Raw genomic sequence first — 20,930 nt, 5'->3', positions numbered from 1 at the left:
ACAATATGTCGAGTAACACTGTTGCTGAGTTCGCTGCAGAGCTCAAGAAATCGCCTGAAACCTTGCTGGACCAGCTGAAGTCCGCCGGTGTGGTCAAGGCGTCGCCGTCGGACGTTCTAAACGAAGCCGACAAGCAAAAGCTGCTGGCCCACCTGCAGGCCAGTCATGGCACTGCGGGGGGTGACCGCAAAAAGATCACCCTGGTCAAGAAGTCCACCAGCGAGATCAAGCAGGCCGACGCTTCTGGCAAGGCACGCACGATCCAGGTCGAAGTGCGTAAGAAGCGTACTTTCATCAAGCGTGACGACAGTGTCGACGCGCCTTCCGATGCGACTGAATCCGCTCCTTCGGCGGAGGATCTCGAGCTCGTGCGCCGCGAGGAAGAGGCGCGCCGTCAGGCAGAGCTGATTCGCCGCCAGGAGGAAGAGTTGGCCTTGACACGCCGCGAGCGTGAAGAGCGCGAGCGCCGCGAGCGCGAAGCCGAAGAACGCGCTGCCGCCTATGCCGCCCAGCAGGCGGAAAAGAAGGCGCAGGAGTCTGCGGAGCGTGCCGAGGCGCAGCGCGAAGCTGCCGTGGAGGCCGAAGAACGTGCGAAGGCGCAGGCCGATGCCCGGGCAAAGGCCGATGAAGAATCCAAGGCGCGTGCGGCGGAAGAAACCGCGCGTGCGGCCGACCTGGACGAGCGCCGCCGCAAGGCGCTTGCCGAGGCCGAGGCCATTCGCGCAATGATGGCTGCCCCCAAGAAGGTGCTCGTGGCGAAGAAGCCCGAGGAACCCAAGCCTGCCGCCAAGGCGGGAGCTTCCGGGGATGCCAAGAAGGGTACGCTGCACAAACCCGCCACCGGTTCCGGCACGGGCGCGCGCACCGCTGCGCCATCGGCGCCAGGCGGGGCGGGCAAGGAGGTCAAGTCGGCCAAGCTGTCGTCCAGCTGGGCCAACGACACGACCAAGAAGAAGGAAATCAAGACCCGCGGCGACAGCAGTGGCGGCGTGGGTCGCAACAACTGGCGTGGCGGCCCCCGCGGCCGCCGCGGCAATGACCGCGACGACCAGCGCCAGCAGCAGGCAGCCACAGAGTTCCGCGTGCTCGAGGTCTATGTGCCCGAGACCATCACGGTGGCCGAGTTGGCGCACAAGATGGCCATCAAGGCTTCCGAAGTGATCAAGTCGCTCATGAAGATGGGCCAGATGGTCACCATCAACCAGCCGCTGGACCAGGACACCGCCATGATCGTGGTGGAGGAAATGGGCCACACCGCGAAGGTGGCCGCTCTGGATGATCCGGAAGCCTTCACCGCCGAGGAAGTGTCCAGCCAGGATGCCGAACAACTGTCCCGCGCCCCCGTGGTGACGGTGATGGGCCACGTGGACCACGGCAAGACCTCGCTGCTGGACTACATCCGGCGCAGCAAGGTAGCCTCTGGCGAAGCTGGCGGCATTACCCAGCACATCGGCGCCTACCATGTGGAGACGCCACGCGGCATCGTCACGTTCCTGGACACGCCGGGCCACGAGGCCTTCACGGCCATGCGTGCGCGCGGCGCCCAGGCCACCGACATCGTGATTCTGGTGTGTGCGGCAGACGACGGCGTGATGCCCCAGACCAAGGAAGCCATCAAGCACGCGAAGGCGGCTGGTGTTCCCATCGTGGTGGCGCTTACCAAGGCAGACAAGCCCGAGGCCAACATCGAGCGCGTCAAGCAGGAACTGGTGGGCGAGCAGGTGGTGCCTGAAGAATACGGCGGCGATTCGCCATTCGTGGCCGTGTCGTCCAAGACGGGCATGGGCATCGATGCTCTGCTGGAGCAGGTGCTGCTGCAGGCCGAGGTGCTGGAACTCAAGGCTCCCGTCGATGCGGCTGCCAAGGGTATCGTCATCGAGGCCCAGTTGGACAAGGGCCGCGGGTCCGTGGCCACCGTGCTGGTGCAGTCCGGTACGCTCAAGGTGGGTGATGTGGTGCTGGCAGGCCAGACTTTCGGCCGCGTGCGCGCCATGCTGGACGAAGACGGCAAGCAGACCAAGGAAGCCGGCCCGTCGATCCCGGTGGAGATCCAAGGCCTGAACGAAGTGCCCCAGGCGGGCGACGACTTCATGGTGCTGCAGGACGAACGCCGCGCCCGCGAGATTGCGACGTACCGCGCTGGCAAGTTCCGCAACACCAAGCTGGCCAAGCAGCAAGCGGCCAAGCTGGAGAACATGTTTGCCGAGATGGGGGCGGGCGAGGTGCAGACCCTGCCGCTGATCATCAAGGCGGACGTGCAGGGCTCCCAGGAGGCGCTGGCGGCTTCGCTGCTCAAGCTCTCCACCGAAGAGATCCGCGTGCAGATCGTGTACTCCGGCGTGGGCGGCATCAGCGAGTCGGACGTCAACCTGGCGATCGCCTCCAAGGCCATCGTTATTGGCTTCAACGTGCGCGCCGATGCGCAGGCCCGCAAGACGGCCGAAGGCAACGACGTGGACATCCGCTACTACAACATCATCTACGACGCCGTGGATGAAGTGAAGGCAGCGATGTCCGGCATGCTGGCGCCCGAACAGCGCGAAGAAGCCATCGGCACGGCCGAGATCCGTACCGTGTTCGTGGCCTCCAAGATCGGTACCGTGGCGGGTTCGTACATCACGTCGGGCCAGGTCACGCGCAACTGCAAGTTCCGCCTGCTGCGCGACAACATCGTCATCTACACGGGCGATGTGGAATCGGTGCGCCGCATGAAGGACGACGTCAAGGAAGTCAAGGAAGGCTTCGAGTGCGGTATCAAGCTCAAGAACTACAACGACATCAAGGAAGGTGATCAGCTGGAGTTCTTCGAGATCAAGGAAATCGCACGCACGCTGTAAGGTCTGCACGACATGGCTGCCAAGAAATCATCTTCCCCCAACCGCGGCTTCAAGGTCGCGGATCAGATCCAGCGCGACCTCACCGAGCTGATCCGCGATCTCAAGGATCCGCGGATCGGCATGGTGACGCTGCAAGGGGTCGAGGTGACGCCGGACTATGCGCACGCCAAGGTGTTCTTCAGTGTGCTCATCGGTGATGGTGAGGCCTCCGAGGAGGCCTTGAACCAGGCGGCTGGCTTTCTACGCAACGGCCTGTTCAAGCGCCTGCACATCCACACCGTGCCCACGCTGCACTTCGTGTACGACCGCACCACCGAGAAGGCGGCCGACATGAATGCGCTGATCGCGCGTGCGGTGGCCTCTCGTTCCAAAGACGACGACGCAGCATGACCGAACGCGCTCCCCGCATCCGGGTGCAGCGGCGCCCGGTGCACGGAGTGCTGCTGCTCGACAAACCCCTGGGCCTGTCCAGCAATGACGCCTTGCAGAAGGTGAAGTGGCTGCTGCGCGCCGAGAAGGCTGGCCACACGGGCACGCTGGACCCGCTGGCCAGTGGCGTGCTGCCGCTGTGCTTTGGTGCCGCCACCAAGTTCAGCCAGTTGCAGCTGGAAGCGCCCAAGACCTATGAAGCCGTCGCATTGTTGGGTACCACCACAAGCACCGGTGACGCCGAGGGTCAGGTGCTGGCGCAGTGCGCGGTCGATCCGGCCATGCTCACGCCCGAGCGGCTGGCGGCGGTGCAGGCGCAGTTCACCGGCCCCATCCGCCAGGTGCCGCCCATGCACAGCGCGCTCAAGAAAGACGGCAAGGCGCTGTACGAGTACGCGCGTGCCGGCATTGCCGTGGAGCGCGAGGCGCGTGATGTCACGATCCATGCATTGAAACTGGCGCTAACGCATACGGAGCAAGCGCAACCAGCTATTAAAATAGTAGTGACCTGCAGCAAAGGTACCTACATCCGCACCCTGGGCGAAGACATCGGCCAGGCGCTGGGCTGCGGCGCGCATCTCACGTTCCTGCGCCGTATCGACACGGGCGGTATCGGCGTGGAGCGCTGCGTGACGCTGGAGGCGCTGCAGGCCATGGACGAGGATGCGCGCATGGCCTGCGTGCACCCGGTGGAGACCTTGCTGGCGCAGCACACGGCTGTCACGCTGGACGATGACAATGCCGGGCGTTTCCTCTCGGGCATGCGCCGGCGCGGCCCCTGGCCCGACGCGCCCGCCGTGGCCGTGTTCGGGGCGCGCCCGCGCGTGCTGCTGGGGGTCGGGCATGTGCGGGGAGGAGAGCTGATTCCAGACCGGCTGCTCAGCCCCCTTGAAATTCAACAGATTCTGGAGAGCTCGCCGCGGGCTGAACGCGGCACATTGGAAGCAACTACGCTATGAGCAAACAAATCCGCAACATCGCCATCATCGCTCACGTCGACCATGGCAAGACCACGATGGTGGACCAACTGCTGCGCCAGTCCGGCACCTTCGCCGAGCACGAGAAGGTCGTGGACACCGTGATGGACAGCAACGCCATCGAGCGCGAGCGCGGCATCACCATCCTGGCGAAGAACTGCGCCGTGAGCTGGAACGGCACGCACATCAACATCCTGGACACGCCCGGCCACGCGGACTTCGGCGGCGAGGTGGAGCGTGCCCTGTCGATGGTGGACGGCGTGGTGCTGCTGATCGACGCGCAGGAAGGCCCCATGCCCCAGACGCGCTTCGTGACCAAGAAGGCGCTGGCGCTGGGCCTCAAGCCCATCGTGGTGGTCAACAAGGTGGACAAGCCCGGCGCGCGCCCCGACTACGTGGTGAACGCCGCTTTCGACCTGTTCGACAAGCTGGGCGCCACCGACGAGCAATTGGACTTTCCCGTGGTCTATGCCTCGGGCATCAACGGCTGGAGCGCGCTGGAACAGGGCAACCCTGGTGAGCAGTGGGGTCCCGACATGTCGGCGCTGTTCGAGACCATCCTCAAGCACGTGCCGTCCGTGAAGGGCGACGCCACGGCGCCGCTGCAGATGCAGGTTTCGGCGCTGGACTATTCCACGTTCGTCGGCCGTATCGGTGTGGGCCGTATCACCCAGGGTACGCTCAAGGCCGGGCAGGATGTGCTGGTCATGGCAGGGCCGGATGGCGCCAGCTACAAGGGCCGCGTGAACCAGATCCACCAGTTCCAGGGCCTTGACCGCGTGCAGGTGACCGAAGCCGGCCCCAGCGAGATCGTGCTCATCAACGGCATCGAGAACGTGGGTATCGGCGAGACCCTCACCGACCCCGCCAACCCCCAGCCGCTGCCCATGCTGAAGATCGACGAGCCCACGCTGACGATGAACTTCTGCGTGAACACCTCGCCGCTGGCGGGCCGTGAAGGCAAATTCGTGACCAGCCGCCAGATCTGGGACCGCCTGCAGAAGGAGCTGCGTTCCAACGTGGCCCTGCGCGTCAAGGAAACCGACGAGGACGGCATCTTCGAGGTGTCCGGCCGCGGCGAACTGCACCTGACCATCCTGCTGGAAGAAATGCGCCGTGAAGGCTACGAGTTGGCCGTCTCCAAGCCGCGTGTGGTGTACCGCGACATCGACGGCGAGCGCTGCGAGCCTATCGAACTGGTGACCGCTGATATCGAGGAAGGCCACCAAGGCGGTGTGATGCAGGCCCTCGGCGAGCGCAAGGGTGAACTGGTGAACATGGAGCCCGACGGCCGTGGCCGCGTGCGCCTGGAGTACCGCATCCCGGCCCGTGGCCTGATCGGTTTCACCAACGAATTTCTGAACCTGACGCGCGGCTCGGGCCTCATCAGCAACATCTTCGACAGCTATGAGCCGCATAAGGGCGACATTGGCGGCCGCAAGAACGGCGTGCTGATTTCCATGGACGATGGTGAAATTTTTACCTACGCCCTGGGCAAGCTCGACGACCGTGGCCGCATGTTCGTGAAGGCAGGCGACCCGGTGTACGAAGGCATGATCGTCGGCGTGCACAACCGCGACAACGACCTGGTGGTGAACGCCACGCGTACCAAGCAGCTCACCAACTTCCGCGTGAGCGGTAAGGAAGACGCGATCAAGATCACGCCCCCGATCGACCTCACGCTGGAGTACGGTGTGGAGTTCATCGAGGACGATGAACTGGTGGAGATCACGCCCAAGAGCATTCGCCTGCGCAAGCGCCACCTCAAGGAGCACGAGCGCAAGCGCGCCAGCCGCGAAGGCGCGTGATCGGCAAGGCCTGTTCTGCCTGAACCGGCTTGGCTGCGGCAGCCAAGGCGCTGCGAGCCGACGAAGGGTGAGCCCATCCGCAAGGAGGGTTCGCCCTTCGCGCATCTGAGGCAGCGCGGTATGGCGCCAGCCGCTACCATGCGGGGCTCACGGCATGCGTGGGTAGCACATGCCGACGACACAAGAAATCCACAGGGAGGAGACAGCGATGACCGCGAATGCCTTGCCCGGCCACGCGCGGGCGGTCTGGCTGATGGTGGCCGTCACCTTCATGTGGTCCATCGCGGGCGTCGTCACGCGCCATCTGGACCAGGCGCGCAGCTTTGAAGTGACCTTCTGGCGCAGCTTTTTCATGCTGCTGTCGCTGTGCGTGATCCTGCCGGTGCTGCAGGGCAGGGCGTTGCTGGCCAATCTGCGGCGCGGGGGGCGGGCGGTGTGGATCTCTGGAGTGTGCTGGAGCGTGATGTTCACGGCCTTCATGATCGCCATATTGCTCATCCCAGTGGCCAGCGTATTGGTCACCATGGCCATCGGACCGCTGCTCACGGCATTGCTGGCGCGCGCCTTCATCGGCCACCACATCGCGCCGCGCACCTGGTGCGCGATTGCATTGGCGGGCGCAGGCATCGGGTGGATGTATGGCTCGGGCATCTCCGGCCTGTCCGTGGTGGGCGTGCTTGTTGCCTTGTGCGTGCCGGTGGCGGCGGCCGTGAACTGGGTGGTGGTGCAGCACTCGCAGCGCCAGGGCCATGCGGTGGACCTGGTGCCCGCCGTGCTGCTGGGGGCGGCGCTGTCCGCCCTGGCCACGCTGCCGCTTGCGTGGCCGTTCCAGGCCACGGCGCGTGATTTGTCCCTTCTGGCCCTGCTGGGTCTGGTCCAATTGGCAATCCCCTGCGTGCTGGTGGTGTACTGCGCGCGCGTGCTCAAGGCGCCCGAGATTGCGCTGCTGGGCCTGCTGGAAGTGATCTTTGGCATTCTGCTGGCCTGGGTGGGCGCTGGAGAGCGCCCAGCCCCGGCCGTGCTGATGGGAGGCGCGCTGGTGATCGGCGCGCTCATTTTCAATGAACTGCTTGGATGGAAGGAACAACAATGACGGAGATGACGGCGGAAGTCGTGACCGAGGTGCGCGGCCAGGTGGGCTGCATCACGCTGAACCGCCCGAAGGCGCTGAATGCCTTGTCGCTGGGCATGGTGCGCGACCTGATGGCGGCGCTGCTGGCCTGGCAGCATGACGACAAGGTACTGGCCGTGGCGATCCGCGGCAACGGCCGCGAAGGGCCCTTCGGCGCCTTCTGCGCGGGCGGCGACATCCGCTTCTTGCACGCCGCGGGCAGCACGGGCAATCCGCAACTGGAGGACTTCTTCACCGAGGAATACGCCCTCAACCATCTGATCCACACCTTCGGCAAGCCCTACATCGCCTTCATGGACGGCATCGTCATGGGGGGCGGCATGGGCATCAGCCAGGGCGGCACGCTGCGCATCGTGACCGAGCGCACCAAGATGGCCATGCCGGAGACGGCGATCGGCCTGTTCCCCGATGTGGGCGGCGGCTACTTCCTCTCGCGCTGCCCTGGCCGCGTGGGCGAGTGGCTGGCACTGACGGGCGACGCCATCGGCGCAGCCGATGCCATTGACTTCGGCCTGGCGGACGGCTTCCTGCCGGCGGACCAGCAAGCGGCGGTGTGGGACGGTCTGGCGTTGCAGACGTTTGCCGACGGCGCTGCCGTGCAGCAGTGGGTTGCATCAAAATTTGTAGCTGCTGGCGCTTGTTCTGTAAGCGCTAGAGGCCAAATTGATCACTACTTCGCGTTGGATGATGCGGCGGCCATCGTGGCTGCGCTGGAGCAGTCTGACGACGAGTGGGCATGCGCCACGGCTGCCACGTTGCGCAAGCGCTCTCCACTGATGCTGCATGTCGTGCTGGAGCAGGTCCGCCGTGCGCGCAGCATGGGTCTGGCCGACGACTTGCGCATGGAGCGCGACATGGTTCGGCACTGCTTCTACCTGCGTCCCGGCCAGAGCGAGACGGTGGAGGGCATTCGCGCCCTGGCGGTGGACAAGGACCACAGCCCGCGCTGGAGCCCCGCGCGCGTGGAGGATGTGGAGCCCGCGCTGGTGCAATCGTTCTTCAAGAGCCCTTGGCCGGCGCACGCGCACCCGCTTGCGGCGCTGCGCTGATCTGCTGGTACACCGCCGTGGCCAGCGCCTGCAGCGTGGGCCGCGGCAGTTCGCCGCTGAGGGCGTAGCCAAAACCCTGGTCCACCCAGTAGAAACTGGACACGGTCCCTTCGTCGTGGAACTGGAACGCGGTGGTAGGTGCGGCCGCAGCCTGTAGGCCGTCGAGTGCGCCCAGGTACAGCGTGATTCGCGCACCCGCGGCGTTCTGGTACATGAATTGCGCGCGCGCCCCGCTGCCGCCGGGCAGCAGGCGCCCGCCCATCAATTCGAACCCCTCGGCCTGCAGCCGCGGCACGGTGAGCGGGCGCGCCAGCCGCTTGGACAGCCACTGCACCAGGTGGTCCTGCTGCGCGGCCGCCACTTCCACAGGATGGCGCTGTTCGGGTTGGTAGACCGCGTGCGCCACGGCCGCCTGCTGCACGAACCGTTGCGGGGGGGCCGTGGCCAGTGTGGTTTGTTTGCCGTCCGTCGCATGCAGGCTCCAGCCCAGCCCGAACGCCAGCACCCAGCCCGCGGCAAAGCCGCCCCAACGGGCCCAGTGCTGTTGCGCGGCGTGTGCGTATTGCAGGCGCTCTGCCGCCTGTACCAGCACATTGGGCACAGGCTGCCGCAACCAGTCAGCGTGCAGGGTCTGCAGCTGCGCACGCTGTTGCGCCCACGCTTCGGCACGCTGCCTCTGCGAGGAGTCCATGCGGGAGTGCAGCGACTCTGCCTGGGCGCGCGGCAGCCGGTCGTCCGCCAAAGCATGCAGATGCGTCTCGTCCGAAGGGCTGAAAGGGTCGGGCTTCATGGCGGGCTCACTACGGGCGGAAAGGGCGCTTCATTTCATGCGGCGCAAGGCAGTCGGGGTGGATGACGGCTGGGCGTGGACTGAGGGCTCCATCAATTCGCGCATGCGTGCGCGAGCACGGGACAACCGCGACATCACCGTGCCTTCCGGTATACCCAGCACACGCGCCACGTCGGCATAGGCCATGTCTTCCAGTGTCACCAGGAGCAGCACGGCCCGTTGATCGGCGGGCAGGCGTTGCAGGCAGCGGTCCAGGTCCATGGCTGTTTCGTGGGAGGCGTCAGGCGCGTCCGCGATGGCCGCCAGGGCATCCACATCCAGCGCCTGCACGGGCACCAGGCCGCGGCGCTGGTTGAGGTACAGGTTGTGCATCAGCGTGAAAAGCCAGGCGCGCAGATTGCTGCCGCCGCGCCACAGCAGCCACTTGCGGCAGGCGCGCTCCAGCGTGTCTTGCACTAGATCGTCGGCTGCCCATGCGTCGCCGGTGAGCGCGCGCGCATAGCGGAGCAACCCCGGCAGTTGCTCCACGATCTGGACGCGGTTCATGGACGCATTGTGGGGCTCATGGCTTGGCGGTGCGCCACAGGTTGTTCACGCCGTCCCCCGTCTTGTCGCCGGGCTTGCCGTCCTTGATCCAGTAGTACAGCGGTTTGCCCTTGTAGGCCACCTGCTTGCTGCCGTCGGCGCGCTGGATCAGACTGTAGCCTTCACCCGCGGGGGCGCTGGTGGCGGTCAGGGGCGGCCAGTTGGTGGCGCAGGCGCCGTTGCAGGCCGACTGGCCATCGCCCGCTACGTCCTTGTCGAAGGTGTAGAGCGTCATGCCGTTCGGGCCGACGAGCACGCCGTCCTGGGTGCTGACTTTCGCGGGCGCGAGGGAATAACAGCCGGCGAGTGCCAGCGCGGCGAGCAGGGAACTGAGCTTGGTCATGGTGTTCTCCGGAAGGGTGCCGGCCAGAGGAATTGTGGCCGGACGCTGGCATGAACACCGGGGGCGGTGCGTTTATTCCACCCTCCGCCAAATAAAGATCAGCGGTGGCGGCTCTTCATGACGCGTTCCACCTCGCGCTTGCCTTCGCGCTCCTTGATGGTGTCGCGCTTGTCGTGCTCGGCCTTGCCCTTGGCCAACGCAATCTCGCATTTGGCGCGGCCGTCTTTCCAGTGGAGATTCAGCGGCACCAGGGTGTAGCCTTTTTGCTCGACCTTGCCGATCAGGCGCCGGATCTCGTCCTTGTGCATCAGCAGCTTTTTGATGCGCGCCGCGTCGGGGCTGACGTGCGTGGACGCGGTCTTGAGCGGGTTGATCTGGCAGCCGATGAGAAACAGTTCGCCATCTTTGATGATCACGTAGCCGTCGGTAAGCTGCACCTTGCCCTCGCGCAGTGCCTTGACCTCCCAGCCGTGCAGCACCAGCCCCGCCTCGTAGCGCTCTTCAAAGAAATAGTTGTATGCCGCCTTCTTATTGTCGGCGATGCGGGACGATGTGTCAGGTTTCTTGGCCATGGTGAATAGATGCGGCGCAAACCGGGAGATCAAGGGTCTCCCTACAATTGTTGTCGTCTCGCACCATCGATTCTAGGCCGGCTGTGCCACCAGGCCCATCCAGCCTTCGCCTGCATGAAAACTGTCAACAAGTCCGTCCTCATCTGGTACAGCCCCGAAGAAATGTTCGCCCTCGTGACGGACGTGGCCAAGTATCCGCAGTTCCTGCCGTGGTGCGACCACGCCACCGTCCTGGAAACCCATGCAAACGGCATGAAGGCGGAAGTGGGCATTGCGTTGGGCGGCATACGCAAGTCGTTTGTCACGCGCAATACGCATGAGCCAGGACGCCGCGTCAAGATGGAACTGGTGGAGGGCCCTTTTTCACAGCTCGACGGCGACTGGCACTTTCATCCTGTGGGAGACGGCACGCAGCGCGCATGCAAGGTCGAACTGCAGCTGAGCTACGGCTTTGACAACCGGGCGTTGGCGGCGTTGGTGGGCCCCGTGTTTGACCGCATCGCCGCCACGTTCATCGATGCCTTCATCAAACGGGCCGAGCAGGTTTATGGCTGAAACCTCGCCCCCGCCGGGGCGGCTGCGCATCACGGTGGCCATCTCGCGGCAACCTGCCGATGTGCAGGAGTGGGAGGTGCTACTTCCCGCTGGCGCTACGGTGGCCGATGCTCTGAGCGCCTGCGGACTGGATGCACAGGCTGAGAGGCTTGTCTGGGGCATTTGGGGCAGGGAAGGCGGACTCGACGACCTGCTGTACGATGGTGACCGCGTGGAAGGCTGCCGCCCCTTGCGGGTTGACCCCAAGCTGGCGCGCCGCCAGCGCTTTGCGCGCCAGGGCGCTCGTGCGGCGGGATTGTTCGCCAAACGCCGGCCGGAGGCCAAGTCCGGTTATTGAGAGTGCTTATCAGCATGCGCTGAAAACAAAACGGCCGCCTCATCCATGCGGAAGGGCGGCCGGTGGCAGCGGTTATGGGGTAGCTGCTACTTGCAGTCGGAAGCGATGGTTGCTTCCGCTCGGCGTAATTCTGCTGCGCGGGTTGCATCGTCCATGAAGCCCCGCTCCCCCTTGGCATTGACATTGCTCACCAACTGGCCTGGCGCCAACTGCTCCTTTGCGCGTTTGGCGCGCGCGCAGTTATCGGCACGGGCCTTGGCCACGCGGTCCTCCTCCGCTTTCTTCTTGGCGGCTTCGGCGGCGTCAGCCTTGGCCTTGTTCTCCTCCAGCTGTTTGTCCTTGCCGCTGGCAGGCGGGGCGGCTTCGGATGCGGGGGCCGACGCTGGCGATGCGGGCGCTGCCATGGCGGTACGCGGCAGGGCGCGCTGCGGTTGCTTGAGGATGCTCTTGTCAGGAATGTCCTGTGGCGGCGGGCGGTCGCTGAACACCTTGCGCCCATCCTTGTCCACCCATTGCCATTGAGCCGATGCGCCCATGGCCCAGGAGCAGCCCAGCGTCAGCAGAAGAAGCTTGTGCGGTTTCATGCGAGCGAGTGTAGCGGTGAGCGGCTGCACCCACCAAGGGGCGTTCACGCGGGGTGTGTGCGATTTGTCGCGCGGCGGGTACAATCCTTTTTTTGGAGCTTTCACATGCGCCTTCTTGGAAAAGCGCTCACCTTCGACGATGTGTTGTTGGTGCCGGCGTACTCCCAGGTCCTGCCCAAGGACACCTCCCTCGTCACGCGCTTTACGCGCAACATCACCCTGAACCTCCCGCTCGTGTCCGCCGCCATGGACACCGTGACCGAAGCGCGTCTGGCCATCGCCATCGCGCAAGAAGGGGGGATTGGCGTCATCCACAAGAACATGACGGCCGAGCAGCAGGCGGCCGAGGTGTCAAAGGTCAAGCGGCATGAATCCGGCGTGGTGCACGATCCCGTGGTCATCACGCCCGAACACACGGTGCTGCAGGTGCTGGAACTGTCCGAGAACCTGGGCATCTCGGGCTTCCCGGTCTGTGATGGTGGCAAGGTGGTGGGCATCGTCACCAGCCGCGACGTGCGCTTCGAGACGCGCTACGACGTCAAGGTGCGTGAGATCATGACGCCGCGCGAGAAGCTGATCACCGTCAACGAAAAAGACGGCACCACCCCGGCCCAGGCCAAGGCGCTGCTCAACCGCCACAAGCTGGAGCGCCTGCTGGTGGTGAACGACGCCTTTGAGCTCAAGGGCCTCATCACGGTCAAGGACATCAACAAGCAGACCACGTTCCCCAACGCCGCGCGCGATGCGGCAGGCCGCCTGCGCGTGGCTGCTGCCGTGGGCGTCGGCGCGGGCACCGAAGAGCGCGTGGCGTTGCTGGTCAAGGCCGGTGTGGATGCCATCGTGGTGGATACAGCCCACGGCCACAGCAAAGGTGTGATCGACCGCGTGCGCTGGGTCAAACAGAACTACCCGCAAGTGGACGTGATCGGCGGCAACATCGCCACAGGCGCTGCCGCGCTGGCCCTGGCCGAGGCAGGTGCCGATGCGGTCAAGGTCGGCATCGGTCCCGGCTCCATCTGCACCACACGCATCGTGGCTGGCGTGGGTGTGCCCCAGATCATGGCCATCGACAGCGTCGCCACCGCGCTTCAGGGCACAGGTGTGCCGCTGATCGCCGACGGCGGCATCCGCTTCTCGGGGGATATTGCAAAGGCGCTGGCCGCGGGCGCGTCGACCATCATGATGGGCGGCATGTTCGCTGGCACCGAAGAAGCGCCCGGCGAAGTGATCCTGTACCAGGGCCGCTCCTACAAAAGCTACCGTGGTATGGGCTCGATCGGCGCCATGCAGCAGGGCTCGGCCGACCGCTACTTCCAGGAAGCCACCACGGGCAATCCCAACGCCGACAAGCTGGTGCCCGAGGGCATCGAAGGCCGCGTGCCCTACAAGGGCTCCATGGTGTCCATCGTGTTCCAGATGGCCGGCGGCGTGCGTGCGGCCATGGGCTACTGTGGTTGCGCAACCATCGAAGAGATGAACAACAAGGCCGAATTCGTGGAGATCACGGCGGCTGGCATCCGCGAGTCGCACGTGCACGACGTGCAGATCACCAAGGAAGCCCCCAACTACCGGGCGGACTGAGTCTTCGCCATTCCGCAGGCCCGAACCCGTCTCCAGGTGTTCGGGCCTTTTGTCTTTTACCGACCCTGTCGCTCTCCATGCAACACGCCAAGATCCTCATCCTCGACTTCGGCTCCCAGGTCACCCAACTCATCGCGCGCCGCGTGCGCGAGACGCATGTCTACTGCGAGGTCCACCCCTGCGACGTGAGCAGCGACTGGGTGCGCCAGTTCGCCGCAGACGGCAAGCTCAAGGGTGTGATCCTGTCGGGCAGCCACGCCAGCGTCTACGAAGTGGACGACCGAGCCCCTGACGCCGTGTTCGAGTTGGGCGTGCCCGTGCTGGGCATCTGCTACGGCATGCAGACCATGGCCGCGCAACTGGGCGGCAAGGTCGAGGGCTCGCACAGCCGCGAGTTCGGCTATGCCGAAGTCCGCGCCCATGGCCATACCGCGCTGCTCAAGGGCATCGAGGATTTCTCCACGCCCGAGGGCCACGGCATGCTGAAGGTGTGGATGAGCCACGGCGACAAGGTCACCGAGCTGCCTCCCGGTTTCAAGCTGATGTGCTCCACCGCCAGCTGCCCCATTGCCGGCATGGCGGACGAAACACGGCGCTTCTACGCCGTGCAATTCCACCCCGAGGTCACGCACACGGTGCAGGGTGCGGCGCTGCTCAACCGCTTCGTGCGCGAGATCTGTGGCGCCCAGGCGGACTGGATCATGCGCGACCACATCGAGGAAGCCGTGCAGAAGATCCGCGAGCAGGTGGGCGACGAGGAAGTGATCCTGGGCCTGTCTGGCGGCGTGGATTCGTCGGTGGCTGCGGCCCTGATCCACCGTGCGATTGGCGACCAGCTTACCTGCGTGTTCGTGGACCACGGCCTGCTGCGCCTCAACGAAGGCGATATGGTCATGGACATGTTCGCAGGCAAGCTGCACGCGAAGGTGGTGCGCGTGGATGCCTCGGACCTGTTCCTGGGTGAGCTGGCCGGTGTGTCCGAGCCCGAGCAAAAGCGCAAGATCATCGGCCGCCTGTTCGTGGACGTGTTCAAGGCCGAAGCCGAAAAGCTCAAGGCCAGCGGCCAGGGCCACAAGGGCGCGACCTTCCTGGCGCAAGGCACCATCTACCCCGACGTGATCGAGTCCGGCGGTGCCAAGAGCAAGAAGGCCGTCACCATCAAGAGCCACCACAACGTGGGCGGGCTGCCCGAGCAACTCGGCCTCAAACTGCTGGAGCCGCTGCGCGACCTGTTCAAGGACGAGGTGCGCGAGCTCGGCGTGGCCCTGGGACTGCCGCGCGAAATGGTCTACCGCCATCCGTTCCCCGGCCCGGGCCTGGGCGTGCGCATTTTGGGCGAGGTGAAGAAGGAATACGCCGACCTGCTGCGCCGCGCCGATGCCATCTTCATCGAAGAGCTGCGCAACTTCACCGACGAAGCCACGGGCAAGACCTGGTACGACCTCACCAGCCAGGCCTTCACCGTGTTCCTGCCCGTCAAGAGCGTGGGCGTGATGGGCGATGGCCGCACCTACGACTATGTGGTGGCATTGCGCGCGGTGCAGACCAGCGACTTCATGACAGCCGACTGGGCGGAGTTGCCCTACGCGCTGTTGAAGAAGGTCTCCAGCCGCATCATCAATGAGGTGCGCGGCATCAACCGCGTGACCTACGACGTTTCGAGCAAGCCGCCTGCCACCATCGAGTGGGAGTGATTCGGCGTCCGGCACCGGCTGGCACCTAGTAGCACGAAAACACACCTAAGCCCGCGTCACTGCGGGCTTTTTTGTGATTGCGTTCGGCACCGTCTGGCAACATTTGGCATCGCCAAGCACCGTTTTTTCATGGCATGATGGATGGCATTGAATGCTTCTATGCCATGAGAAGTCGCCGATACCATGCAGCCACCTTGAGGATGTTCATGGTATCGAAGTTGCGTAACTCGATGATTTAATTGCTGTTTTACGCCAGAATGGCCGGTTTCCGGATCATGGTATTTTGGCTGAATCAGGGCGAGAACCATGTTGACCGATACCAAGCTGCGCAACCTCAAGCCGAAGGACAAGCTCTACAAGGTGAATGACCGTGACGGCCTCTATGTAGCCGTCACGGCTGCCGGAGCGATCTCGTTCCGCTACAACTACTCGATCCACGGTAGGCAGGAGACCATCACCTTTGGCCGCTACGGTGTCGGCGGCATCACCCTGGCGGAAGCCCGCGAGCGGTTGGGCGAGGCCAAGAAGATGGTCGCGGCCGGGAAGTCACCGGCCAAGGAAAAGGCGCGGGACAAGGCCCGCGTCAAGGACGCGGAGACGTTCGGGGCCTGGGCGGAAAAGTGGCTGCGCGGCTACCAGATGGCCGACTCCACCCGCGACATGCGCCGCTCGGTCTACGAGCGCGAGCTGAAGCCGAAGTTCGGCAATCAGAAGCTGGTGGAGATCACCCACGAAGACCTGCGCGCGCTGACCGATGCCATCGTCGAGCGCGGCGCGCCGGCGACGGCCGTGCATGTCCGCGAGGTGGTGCTCCAGGTCTTTCGCTGGGCCATCGAGCGCGGCCAGAAGGTCGAGAACCCGGCCGAGCTGGTGCGCCCGACGACCATTGCCAAGTTCGAGCCGCGCGACCGTGCGCTGACGCCCGACGAGATCGGCCTGATGTACCAGTACATGGAGCGCATCGGCACAGCGCCATCCATTCGGGCGGCGGCCAAGCTGCTGCTGTTGACGATGGTGCGCAAGAGCGAGCTGACCAACGCGACCTGGAGCGAGATCAATTTCAGCGACGCGCTTTGGACGATCCCGAAGGAGCGTATGAAGCGGCGCAATCCGCACCTGGTGTTCCTGTCCCGGCAGGCGCTGGACATCTTCATTGCCCTGAAAACCTTCGCGGGGGGATCGGACTACGTGCTTCCGTCGCGGTATGACTCGGACTTACCCATGAGCAGCGCCACGCTCAACCAGGTGCTGACGCTGACATATCGGCTGGCGCAGAAGGAAGGGAAGTCGCTCGCCAAGTTCGGGCCACATGACTTGCGGCGCACGGCCAGCACGTTGCTGCATGAAGCCGGCTACAACACGGACTGGATCGAGAAGTGCCTGGCGCACGAGCAGAGAGGCGTCAGGGCTGTCTACAACAAGGCAGAGTACCGCGAGCAGCGCACGGCGATGTTGCAGGACTGGGCGGACATGATCGACGAATGGACGCTGAGACGGCCGAAGGCGTAAGCCAGAAGAAGGCAGGTTAGGCAGCCCGCCTGAGCATCGAGGCATGGCCTCGGGTTTCATTGACACTTGAGGGGCGCAGCGTTTTAGCCGCTAAAAGGGGCAGCAGAGCCGCCGGCTGCGTATTCCACGCGATGGCGGACACGATTCCATGCTGATGGCGGACAGTGTTCCAGCGTGATGGCGGACAGTGTTCCACGCTGAAGGCGGACAGCATTCCAAACTGATGGCGGACACCTGCGGGGTGTTCTGAGTGACCCGAACGCGGCATACGCTGCCCGGTTTTTTGACCGGAACCAGCGATGCCCACACCCAGGGTCACCATGAGCAAACTACGACACACACTGCAACTGCTGCACCGCGGGGCCTTGAGCACCCGTCAAATCGGTGCCGCCCTCGGCATCTCCAAATCCACTGTCAGCGAGATAGCCAGCTACGCGCGCGTGGCCGGCGTGGACTGGGCACTGGCCCAGAGCCTGAACGACGACGAACTCCAGGCCCGGCTCTACAAGCCACCCGTGGCGCGCGAGTCCCGGCACCTTGAACCCGACCACGCCCACATCCACCGCGAACTGCGCCGACCTGGCGTGACGCTGCAGTTGCTTTGGGAGGAATACCAGCAACAGCACAGCGGGCAGGCGTACAAGTACAGCGCCTTCTGCGAGAAGTACAAGGCCTGGGCCCGGCGCCTGCAGCGCTCCATGCGCCAGACCCACACGGGCGGTGACAAGCTCTTTGTGGACTACGCCGGCCAGACCGTTCCCGTGGTGGATGCCGACACTGGCGAGATACGCCAGGCCCAGGTCTTCGTGGCCGTGCTGGGCGCATCGAACTACACCTACGCCTGCGCCACCGCCAGCCAGAAGACCACCGACTGGGTGGCCAGCATCATTAGCGCGCTGGAGTTCATCGGCGGCGTGCCCCGCCTGCTGGTGCCTGACCAGCCGCGCGCCCTCATGGCCCGACCCGACCGTTACGAGCCCACCGCGCACCGCCTGCTCGAAGAGCTCTGTGCGCACTACAGCCTGGCCGTGATGCCCGCGCGCCCGGCCAAGCCACGCGACAAACCCAAGGTGGAGGTCGCTGTGCAGGTGGTCGAGCGCTGGATTCTGGCCAGGCTGCGCCACCAGACCTTCTTCAGCCTGGCCGAGCTCAACCGGGCGATTGCCGCCTTGCTGGTGGACTTGAACCAGCGCGCGTTCAAGAAGCTGCCGGGCAACCGCACTAGCGCCTTCGCCGAACTCGACCGGCCAGCCCTGCGCCCCCTGCCGCCGGTGCGCATGCCCATCGCGCGCTTCAAACCCGCCCGCGTCAACATCGATTACCACGTTGAGCTCGATGGCCACTACTACTCGGTGCCCCACGCCCTGGTGGGTGAGCCGGTGGAGTTGCGCATCACGGCCGGCACGCTCGAAGTCCTGCACGGCAGCAAACGCGTGGCCGCCCACGCCCTCAATCCCCGACGGGGTGCACACACCACCACGCCCGAGCACATGCCGGCCTCGCACCGGGCGCACCTGCAGTGGACGCCGGCCAAGCTCATCGCCTGGGGTGAGCGCGTGGGCGCGGCCACCGCCGCCGTGGTGCGCTGGCAGATGGAGCACCGCCAGCATCCCGAGCAGGGTTACCGCTCCTGTCTGGGCCTCATGCGCCTGGGCCGTGAGTACGGGGCTGACCGGCTGGAGGCCGCCTGTGCGCGGGCGCAGTCGATTCGCTCACCGTCCTACAAGAGCATCGCCTCCATCCTGGGCTGCGGCCTGGACCAGCGGCCGCTGGATGCGCCGATGGCCGCACAGGCGAGCCTGCCGCTGCACGAGAACGTGCGCGGGCCGGGCTACTACCACTGAACTCCAACGTGCAAGCAAACCTAACAAGGAAGAACCATGCTCAACGAACAGACCTTGAACCAACTGCGCGCCCTGCGCCTGGACGGCATGGTGGCCGCCCTCAGCGACGCGGCCACCCACATCACGGCCAGCGAGCTGCCCTTTGAACAACGCCTGGCGCTGCTGGTGCAGCGCGAGGTGGACTGGCGTGACAGCAAGCGCCTGGAGCGCCTGTTGAAGGCGGCCCGCCTGAAGGTCTCCAGTGCCTGCCTGGAGGACATCGACTGGCGCGCCAGCCGGGGCCTGAGCCGAGAGGTCATCACCAGCCTGGCCGGCGGGGACTGGCTGCGCCATGGCCACAACGTGCTGCTCACCGGCGCCACCGGGTGCGGCAAGACGTGGCTCGCCTGCGCACTGGGGCAGCAGGCCGCGCGCCTGGGCTTCTCGGTGCTCTACACCCGCGCGCCACGGCTGCTGCAGGAGCTGCACGTGGCCCACGGCGATGGCAGCCTGGGCAAACGGCTGGCGCAACTGGCGCGGCTGGACCTGCTCATCCTGGACGACTTCGGCATCGCGCCGATTGCCGCGCACGAGCGAAACGACCTGCTGGAATTGCTGGACGACCGGGTGGGCACGCGCTCGACGCTCATCACCAGCCAGTTGCCGGTGACGGCCTGGCACGCCTGGCTGGACGAGCCCACGCTGGCCGACGCCATCCTGGACCGCATCGTGCACGGCTCGCACAAGATAGCCCTCAAGGGCGAGTCGATGCGCAAGCTCACCAAGGCCGTCTGAGCCGGCCGCGCCGACCGCCATTCCACGCTGATGGCGGACACTTCGGCTACGATTTGAGCGTCACTCAGGACACCCGCGCAACGTGTCCGCCATCGCCTGGAACGCTGTCCGCGATGGGAATGGAATCACTGTCCGCCATCAGTGGAATGCGCAGCCGGCCACGGCAGACGGAGTGAAGCCAGGGCGCATGGCCTGAGTGCCCGACGACTTCCGCGCCTCGATCCATTCCTCGACCTCGGCCAAGTCCCAGGCGACGTTTCGGCTGGTGAGTGCGATCCGGCGCGGAAACTCCCCGCGCTGCTCCATGTTGAAGATCGTGCGCTCAGACAGCGGGATCATCGCCAGTAGCTTCTTCCGATTGATGAGCGTCTTGCTTGTCGTTGCCTGCATCCCCTGGCCTCTTTCAGTCACTTGCGAACATGTGCCTGATGGTGCCTGGCAATGCGGATTGCTTCGTCCTATTAGTTGGTCAATTTGGTTGACGCCGCGAGCGTGGCTTTGTACTCAAGCGGAAAATTGCGGGGATCGCCGCCAGCGCCTTCGATACCGCTTGGCGCTCGATGCCGAGCTTTCGCGCAATCTCCGACTGGTTGAGTCCAGACCACTGGAGCATCAGCATCTGCTTCTTGCGGTCCGACAGCTTCGAGTCCACCATCAGCCGCGCTTGATTGCGCAACTCCGCCTTGTCCGCCGGTTGTAAGGTCTGGCCCGCGACGTAGTGGAAGAAGTAGCTGTCAACCAGTTGATCGCCCGATTTCACTTGGGCAGTGGCCGGCTTCGCGCATTGCTGGCTGAGTCTCGCCAGTTCGAGGTCGAATTGCGCGAGGGATCGCCTTGCTTGTCTGTAGACAGGGTTCCATGCGCCGCTCGGCAATTTAGGCCGGTGATCCAGGCAATACAGGCTGCTTAGTCGAAGCTTTTCCTCTGGATCGTCCGCCTTCGGATCATCGCTCCCGCCGGCGAATGAGGTCAGCTCGGCGAGTGATCCGCAGAACCGGCAGAACCCCTGGAGGCGTTCGCCATTCAGTCGGGTGTCGCGCACCTTCGACTTCACCGGCCGTTTGCAGGCGCAGTCCCATACAAGCCCAATCAACGATTCGAGTGTCGCAACAAACCGCCGATCCTTTGGGGTCTGCGTGTCCTCCGTTTTGATGAACTGGCGCAGCAACTGCCGCTGCATGCGAACCATCGCATCAAGTCCCACCAGTCGAATGATTCCGCTGAAGCTCACCCCTGTTCCTGCTCCGGGGATATGGCCCAAGTAGCGTTGCGGCAGCGTCGCCGTGTACGCAGCCACGGCGGGGTCAATGAGTTCCTGTATCAGCCCAACGATGGGGTAGCGCCGCGAGGAGGCGGAATACGGCCGCCAGCGATCCTCAAACTGCTCGATGGCTTCCGAGACAGTGGGATCGCAGCCTTCCCAGATGACAATGGTTGGATCGTTCTTCATGTCAACCATTTTGGACAACTAATAAGATGTAGGCAACCCCCAATAGCGCCTAACCTTCGTAGCAATTCAGTTGATAACGG

At 64.8% G+C, this 20,930-nt stretch carries 21 protein-coding genes; 13 read left to right on the top strand and 8 right to left on the bottom strand.

Annotated features, from left to right (window positions below; all coding sequences use genetic code 11):
• The first annotated feature begins 5 nt into the window (after positions 1-5).
• The 6 genes from infB to MRB47_RS14570 all read left to right on the top strand — a co-directional run bounded on the left by infB (position 6) and on the right by MRB47_RS14570 (position 8,232).
• Entirely contained in the window at positions 6-2,837 is a 2,832-nt protein-coding gene (gene infB, locus MRB47_RS14595) for a translation initiation factor IF-2 (protein WP_047350560.1), read from the top strand.
• A 12-nt stretch (positions 2,838-2,849) separates the two neighbouring features.
• Positions 2,850-3,227: a 30S ribosome-binding factor RbfA gene (rbfA, locus tag MRB47_RS14590; protein ID WP_011805755.1), complete on the top strand. Its 378-nt coding sequence runs from the start codon at positions 2,850-2,852 to the stop codon at positions 3,225-3,227.
• Positions 3,224-4,225 carry a tRNA pseudouridine(55) synthase TruB gene (gene truB, locus MRB47_RS14585; RefSeq protein ID WP_252101054.1) on the top strand — a complete coding sequence of 334 codons (1,002 nt, stop codon included), beginning with the start codon at positions 3,224-3,226 and terminating at the stop codon, positions 4,223-4,225. Before rbfA ends, truB begins: the two co-directional genes overlap by 4 nt.
• Positions 4,222-6,051, top strand: coding sequence for a translational GTPase TypA (gene typA, locus MRB47_RS14580; protein ID WP_015912885.1), 1,830 nt, complete (start codon positions 4,222-4,224; stop codon positions 6,049-6,051). Before truB ends, typA begins: the two co-directional genes overlap by 4 nt.
• Positions 6,052-6,259: 208 nt before the next feature.
• Complete coding sequence (locus MRB47_RS14575; RefSeq protein WP_252101053.1) at positions 6,260-7,144, top strand: DMT family transporter; 885 nt, start codon at positions 6,260-6,262, stop codon at positions 7,142-7,144.
• Entirely contained in the window at positions 7,141-8,232 is a 1,092-nt protein-coding gene (locus MRB47_RS14570) for an enoyl-CoA hydratase/isomerase family protein (protein ID WP_252101052.1), read from the top strand. The genes MRB47_RS14575 and MRB47_RS14570 overlap by 4 nt, the downstream gene beginning before the upstream one ends.
• On the opposite strand, the gene MRB47_RS14565 is transcribed toward MRB47_RS14570, so the two are convergent.
• The 4 genes from MRB47_RS14565 to smpB form a co-directional block, all read right to left on the bottom strand.
• Positions 8,183-9,022, bottom strand: a complete 840-nt coding sequence (locus MRB47_RS14565) for an anti-sigma factor family protein (RefSeq protein WP_252101051.1) — start codon at positions 9,020-9,022, stop codon at positions 8,183-8,185. The two genes, MRB47_RS14570 and MRB47_RS14565, sit on opposite strands and share 50 nt — an antisense overlap.
• A gap of 30 nt (positions 9,023-9,052) precedes the next feature.
• Positions 9,053-9,568 carry an RNA polymerase sigma factor gene (locus MRB47_RS14560; protein ID WP_252101050.1) on the bottom strand — a complete coding sequence of 172 codons (516 nt, stop codon included), beginning with the start codon at positions 9,566-9,568 and terminating at the stop codon, positions 9,053-9,055.
• 16 nt (positions 9,569-9,584) lie between these two features.
• Positions 9,585-9,950 (bottom strand): hypothetical protein, encoded by a 366-nt coding sequence (locus tag MRB47_RS14555; RefSeq protein ID WP_252101049.1) that lies wholly within the window; start codon positions 9,948-9,950, stop codon positions 9,585-9,587.
• Positions 9,951-10,048: 98 nt separating this feature from the next.
• Entirely contained in the window at positions 10,049-10,522 is a 474-nt protein-coding gene (gene smpB / locus MRB47_RS14550) for an SsrA-binding protein SmpB (protein WP_011805747.1), read from the bottom strand.
• Between the two features lie 114 nt (positions 10,523-10,636).
• Between smpB and MRB47_RS14545 the strand changes: the two genes are divergently transcribed.
• Both MRB47_RS14545 and MRB47_RS14540 read left to right on the top strand, forming a co-directional pair.
• The gene (locus MRB47_RS14545) at positions 10,637-11,077 is read left to right on the top strand and encodes a type II toxin-antitoxin system RatA family toxin (protein ID WP_011805746.1); all 441 of its coding nucleotides are present in this window, start codon (positions 10,637-10,639) and stop codon (positions 11,075-11,077) included.
• Complete coding sequence (locus MRB47_RS14540) at positions 11,070-11,414, top strand: RnfH family protein (protein ID WP_252101048.1); 345 nt, start codon at positions 11,070-11,072, stop codon at positions 11,412-11,414. Before MRB47_RS14545 ends, MRB47_RS14540 begins: the two co-directional genes overlap by 8 nt.
• 86 nt (positions 11,415-11,500) lie before the next feature.
• On the opposite strand, the gene MRB47_RS14535 is transcribed toward MRB47_RS14540, so the two are convergent.
• Positions 11,501-11,998, bottom strand: a complete 498-nt coding sequence (locus MRB47_RS14535; protein ID WP_252101047.1) for a DUF4124 domain-containing protein — start codon at positions 11,996-11,998, stop codon at positions 11,501-11,503.
• Between the two features lie 105 nt (positions 11,999-12,103).
• On the opposite strand from MRB47_RS14535, the gene guaB reads away from it, so the two are divergent.
• Together guaB and guaA are read left to right on the top strand one after the other, a co-directional pair.
• Positions 12,104-13,579 (top strand): IMP dehydrogenase, encoded by a 1,476-nt coding sequence (gene guaB, locus MRB47_RS14530; RefSeq protein ID WP_011805743.1) that lies wholly within the window; start codon positions 12,104-12,106, stop codon positions 13,577-13,579.
• Between the two features lie 77 nt (positions 13,580-13,656).
• Complete coding sequence (guaA, locus tag MRB47_RS14525) at positions 13,657-15,273, top strand: glutamine-hydrolyzing GMP synthase (protein ID WP_252101046.1); 1,617 nt, start codon at positions 13,657-13,659, stop codon at positions 15,271-15,273.
• Positions 15,274-15,329: 56 nt separating this feature from the next.
• On the opposite strand, the gene MRB47_RS14520 is transcribed toward guaA, so the two are convergent.
• Complete coding sequence (locus MRB47_RS14520) at positions 15,330-15,581, bottom strand: hypothetical protein (protein ID WP_252101045.1); 252 nt, start codon at positions 15,579-15,581, stop codon at positions 15,330-15,332.
• Here MRB47_RS14520 and MRB47_RS14515 point away from each other — a divergent pair.
• From MRB47_RS14515 to istB, 3 genes are all read left to right on the top strand, one after another.
• Complete coding sequence (locus MRB47_RS14515; RefSeq protein ID WP_252101044.1) at positions 15,580-16,782, top strand: tyrosine-type recombinase/integrase; 1,203 nt, start codon at positions 15,580-15,582, stop codon at positions 16,780-16,782. The two genes, MRB47_RS14520 and MRB47_RS14515, sit on opposite strands and share 2 nt — an antisense overlap.
• Positions 16,783-17,081: 299 nt before the next feature.
• Positions 17,082-18,626: an IS21 family transposase gene (gene istA, locus MRB47_RS14510; RefSeq protein WP_252100662.1), complete on the top strand. Its 1,545-nt coding sequence runs from the start codon at positions 17,082-17,084 to the stop codon at positions 18,624-18,626.
• 36 nt (positions 18,627-18,662) lie between these two features.
• Positions 18,663-19,400 (top strand): IS21-like element helper ATPase IstB, encoded by a 738-nt coding sequence (gene istB, locus MRB47_RS14505; RefSeq protein ID WP_011805003.1) that lies wholly within the window; start codon positions 18,663-18,665, stop codon positions 19,398-19,400.
• A gap of 138 nt (positions 19,401-19,538) precedes the next feature.
• On the opposite strand, the gene MRB47_RS14500 is transcribed toward istB, so the two are convergent.
• Positions 19,539-19,790, bottom strand: a complete 252-nt coding sequence (locus MRB47_RS14500; protein ID WP_252101043.1) for a helix-turn-helix transcriptional regulator — start codon at positions 19,788-19,790, stop codon at positions 19,539-19,541.
• Positions 19,791-19,869: 79 nt separating this feature from the next.
• A complete protein-coding gene (locus MRB47_RS14495) occupies positions 19,870-20,850 on the bottom strand; it encodes a LuxR family transcriptional regulator (protein ID WP_252101042.1) in 981 nt (326 codons plus the stop codon).
• Positions 20,851-20,930: the final 80 nt, after the last annotated feature.

The sequence above is a fragment of the Diaphorobacter sp. LI3 genome, from assembly GCF_022807955.1.
In the GTDB taxonomy this organism is placed as follows: Bacteria; Pseudomonadota; Gammaproteobacteria; order Burkholderiales; family Burkholderiaceae_C; genus Diaphorobacter; species Diaphorobacter nitroreducens.
The sequence above is the reverse complement of the archived record's forward strand: the minus strand, read 5'-3'. Positions and strand labels throughout refer to the sequence as shown.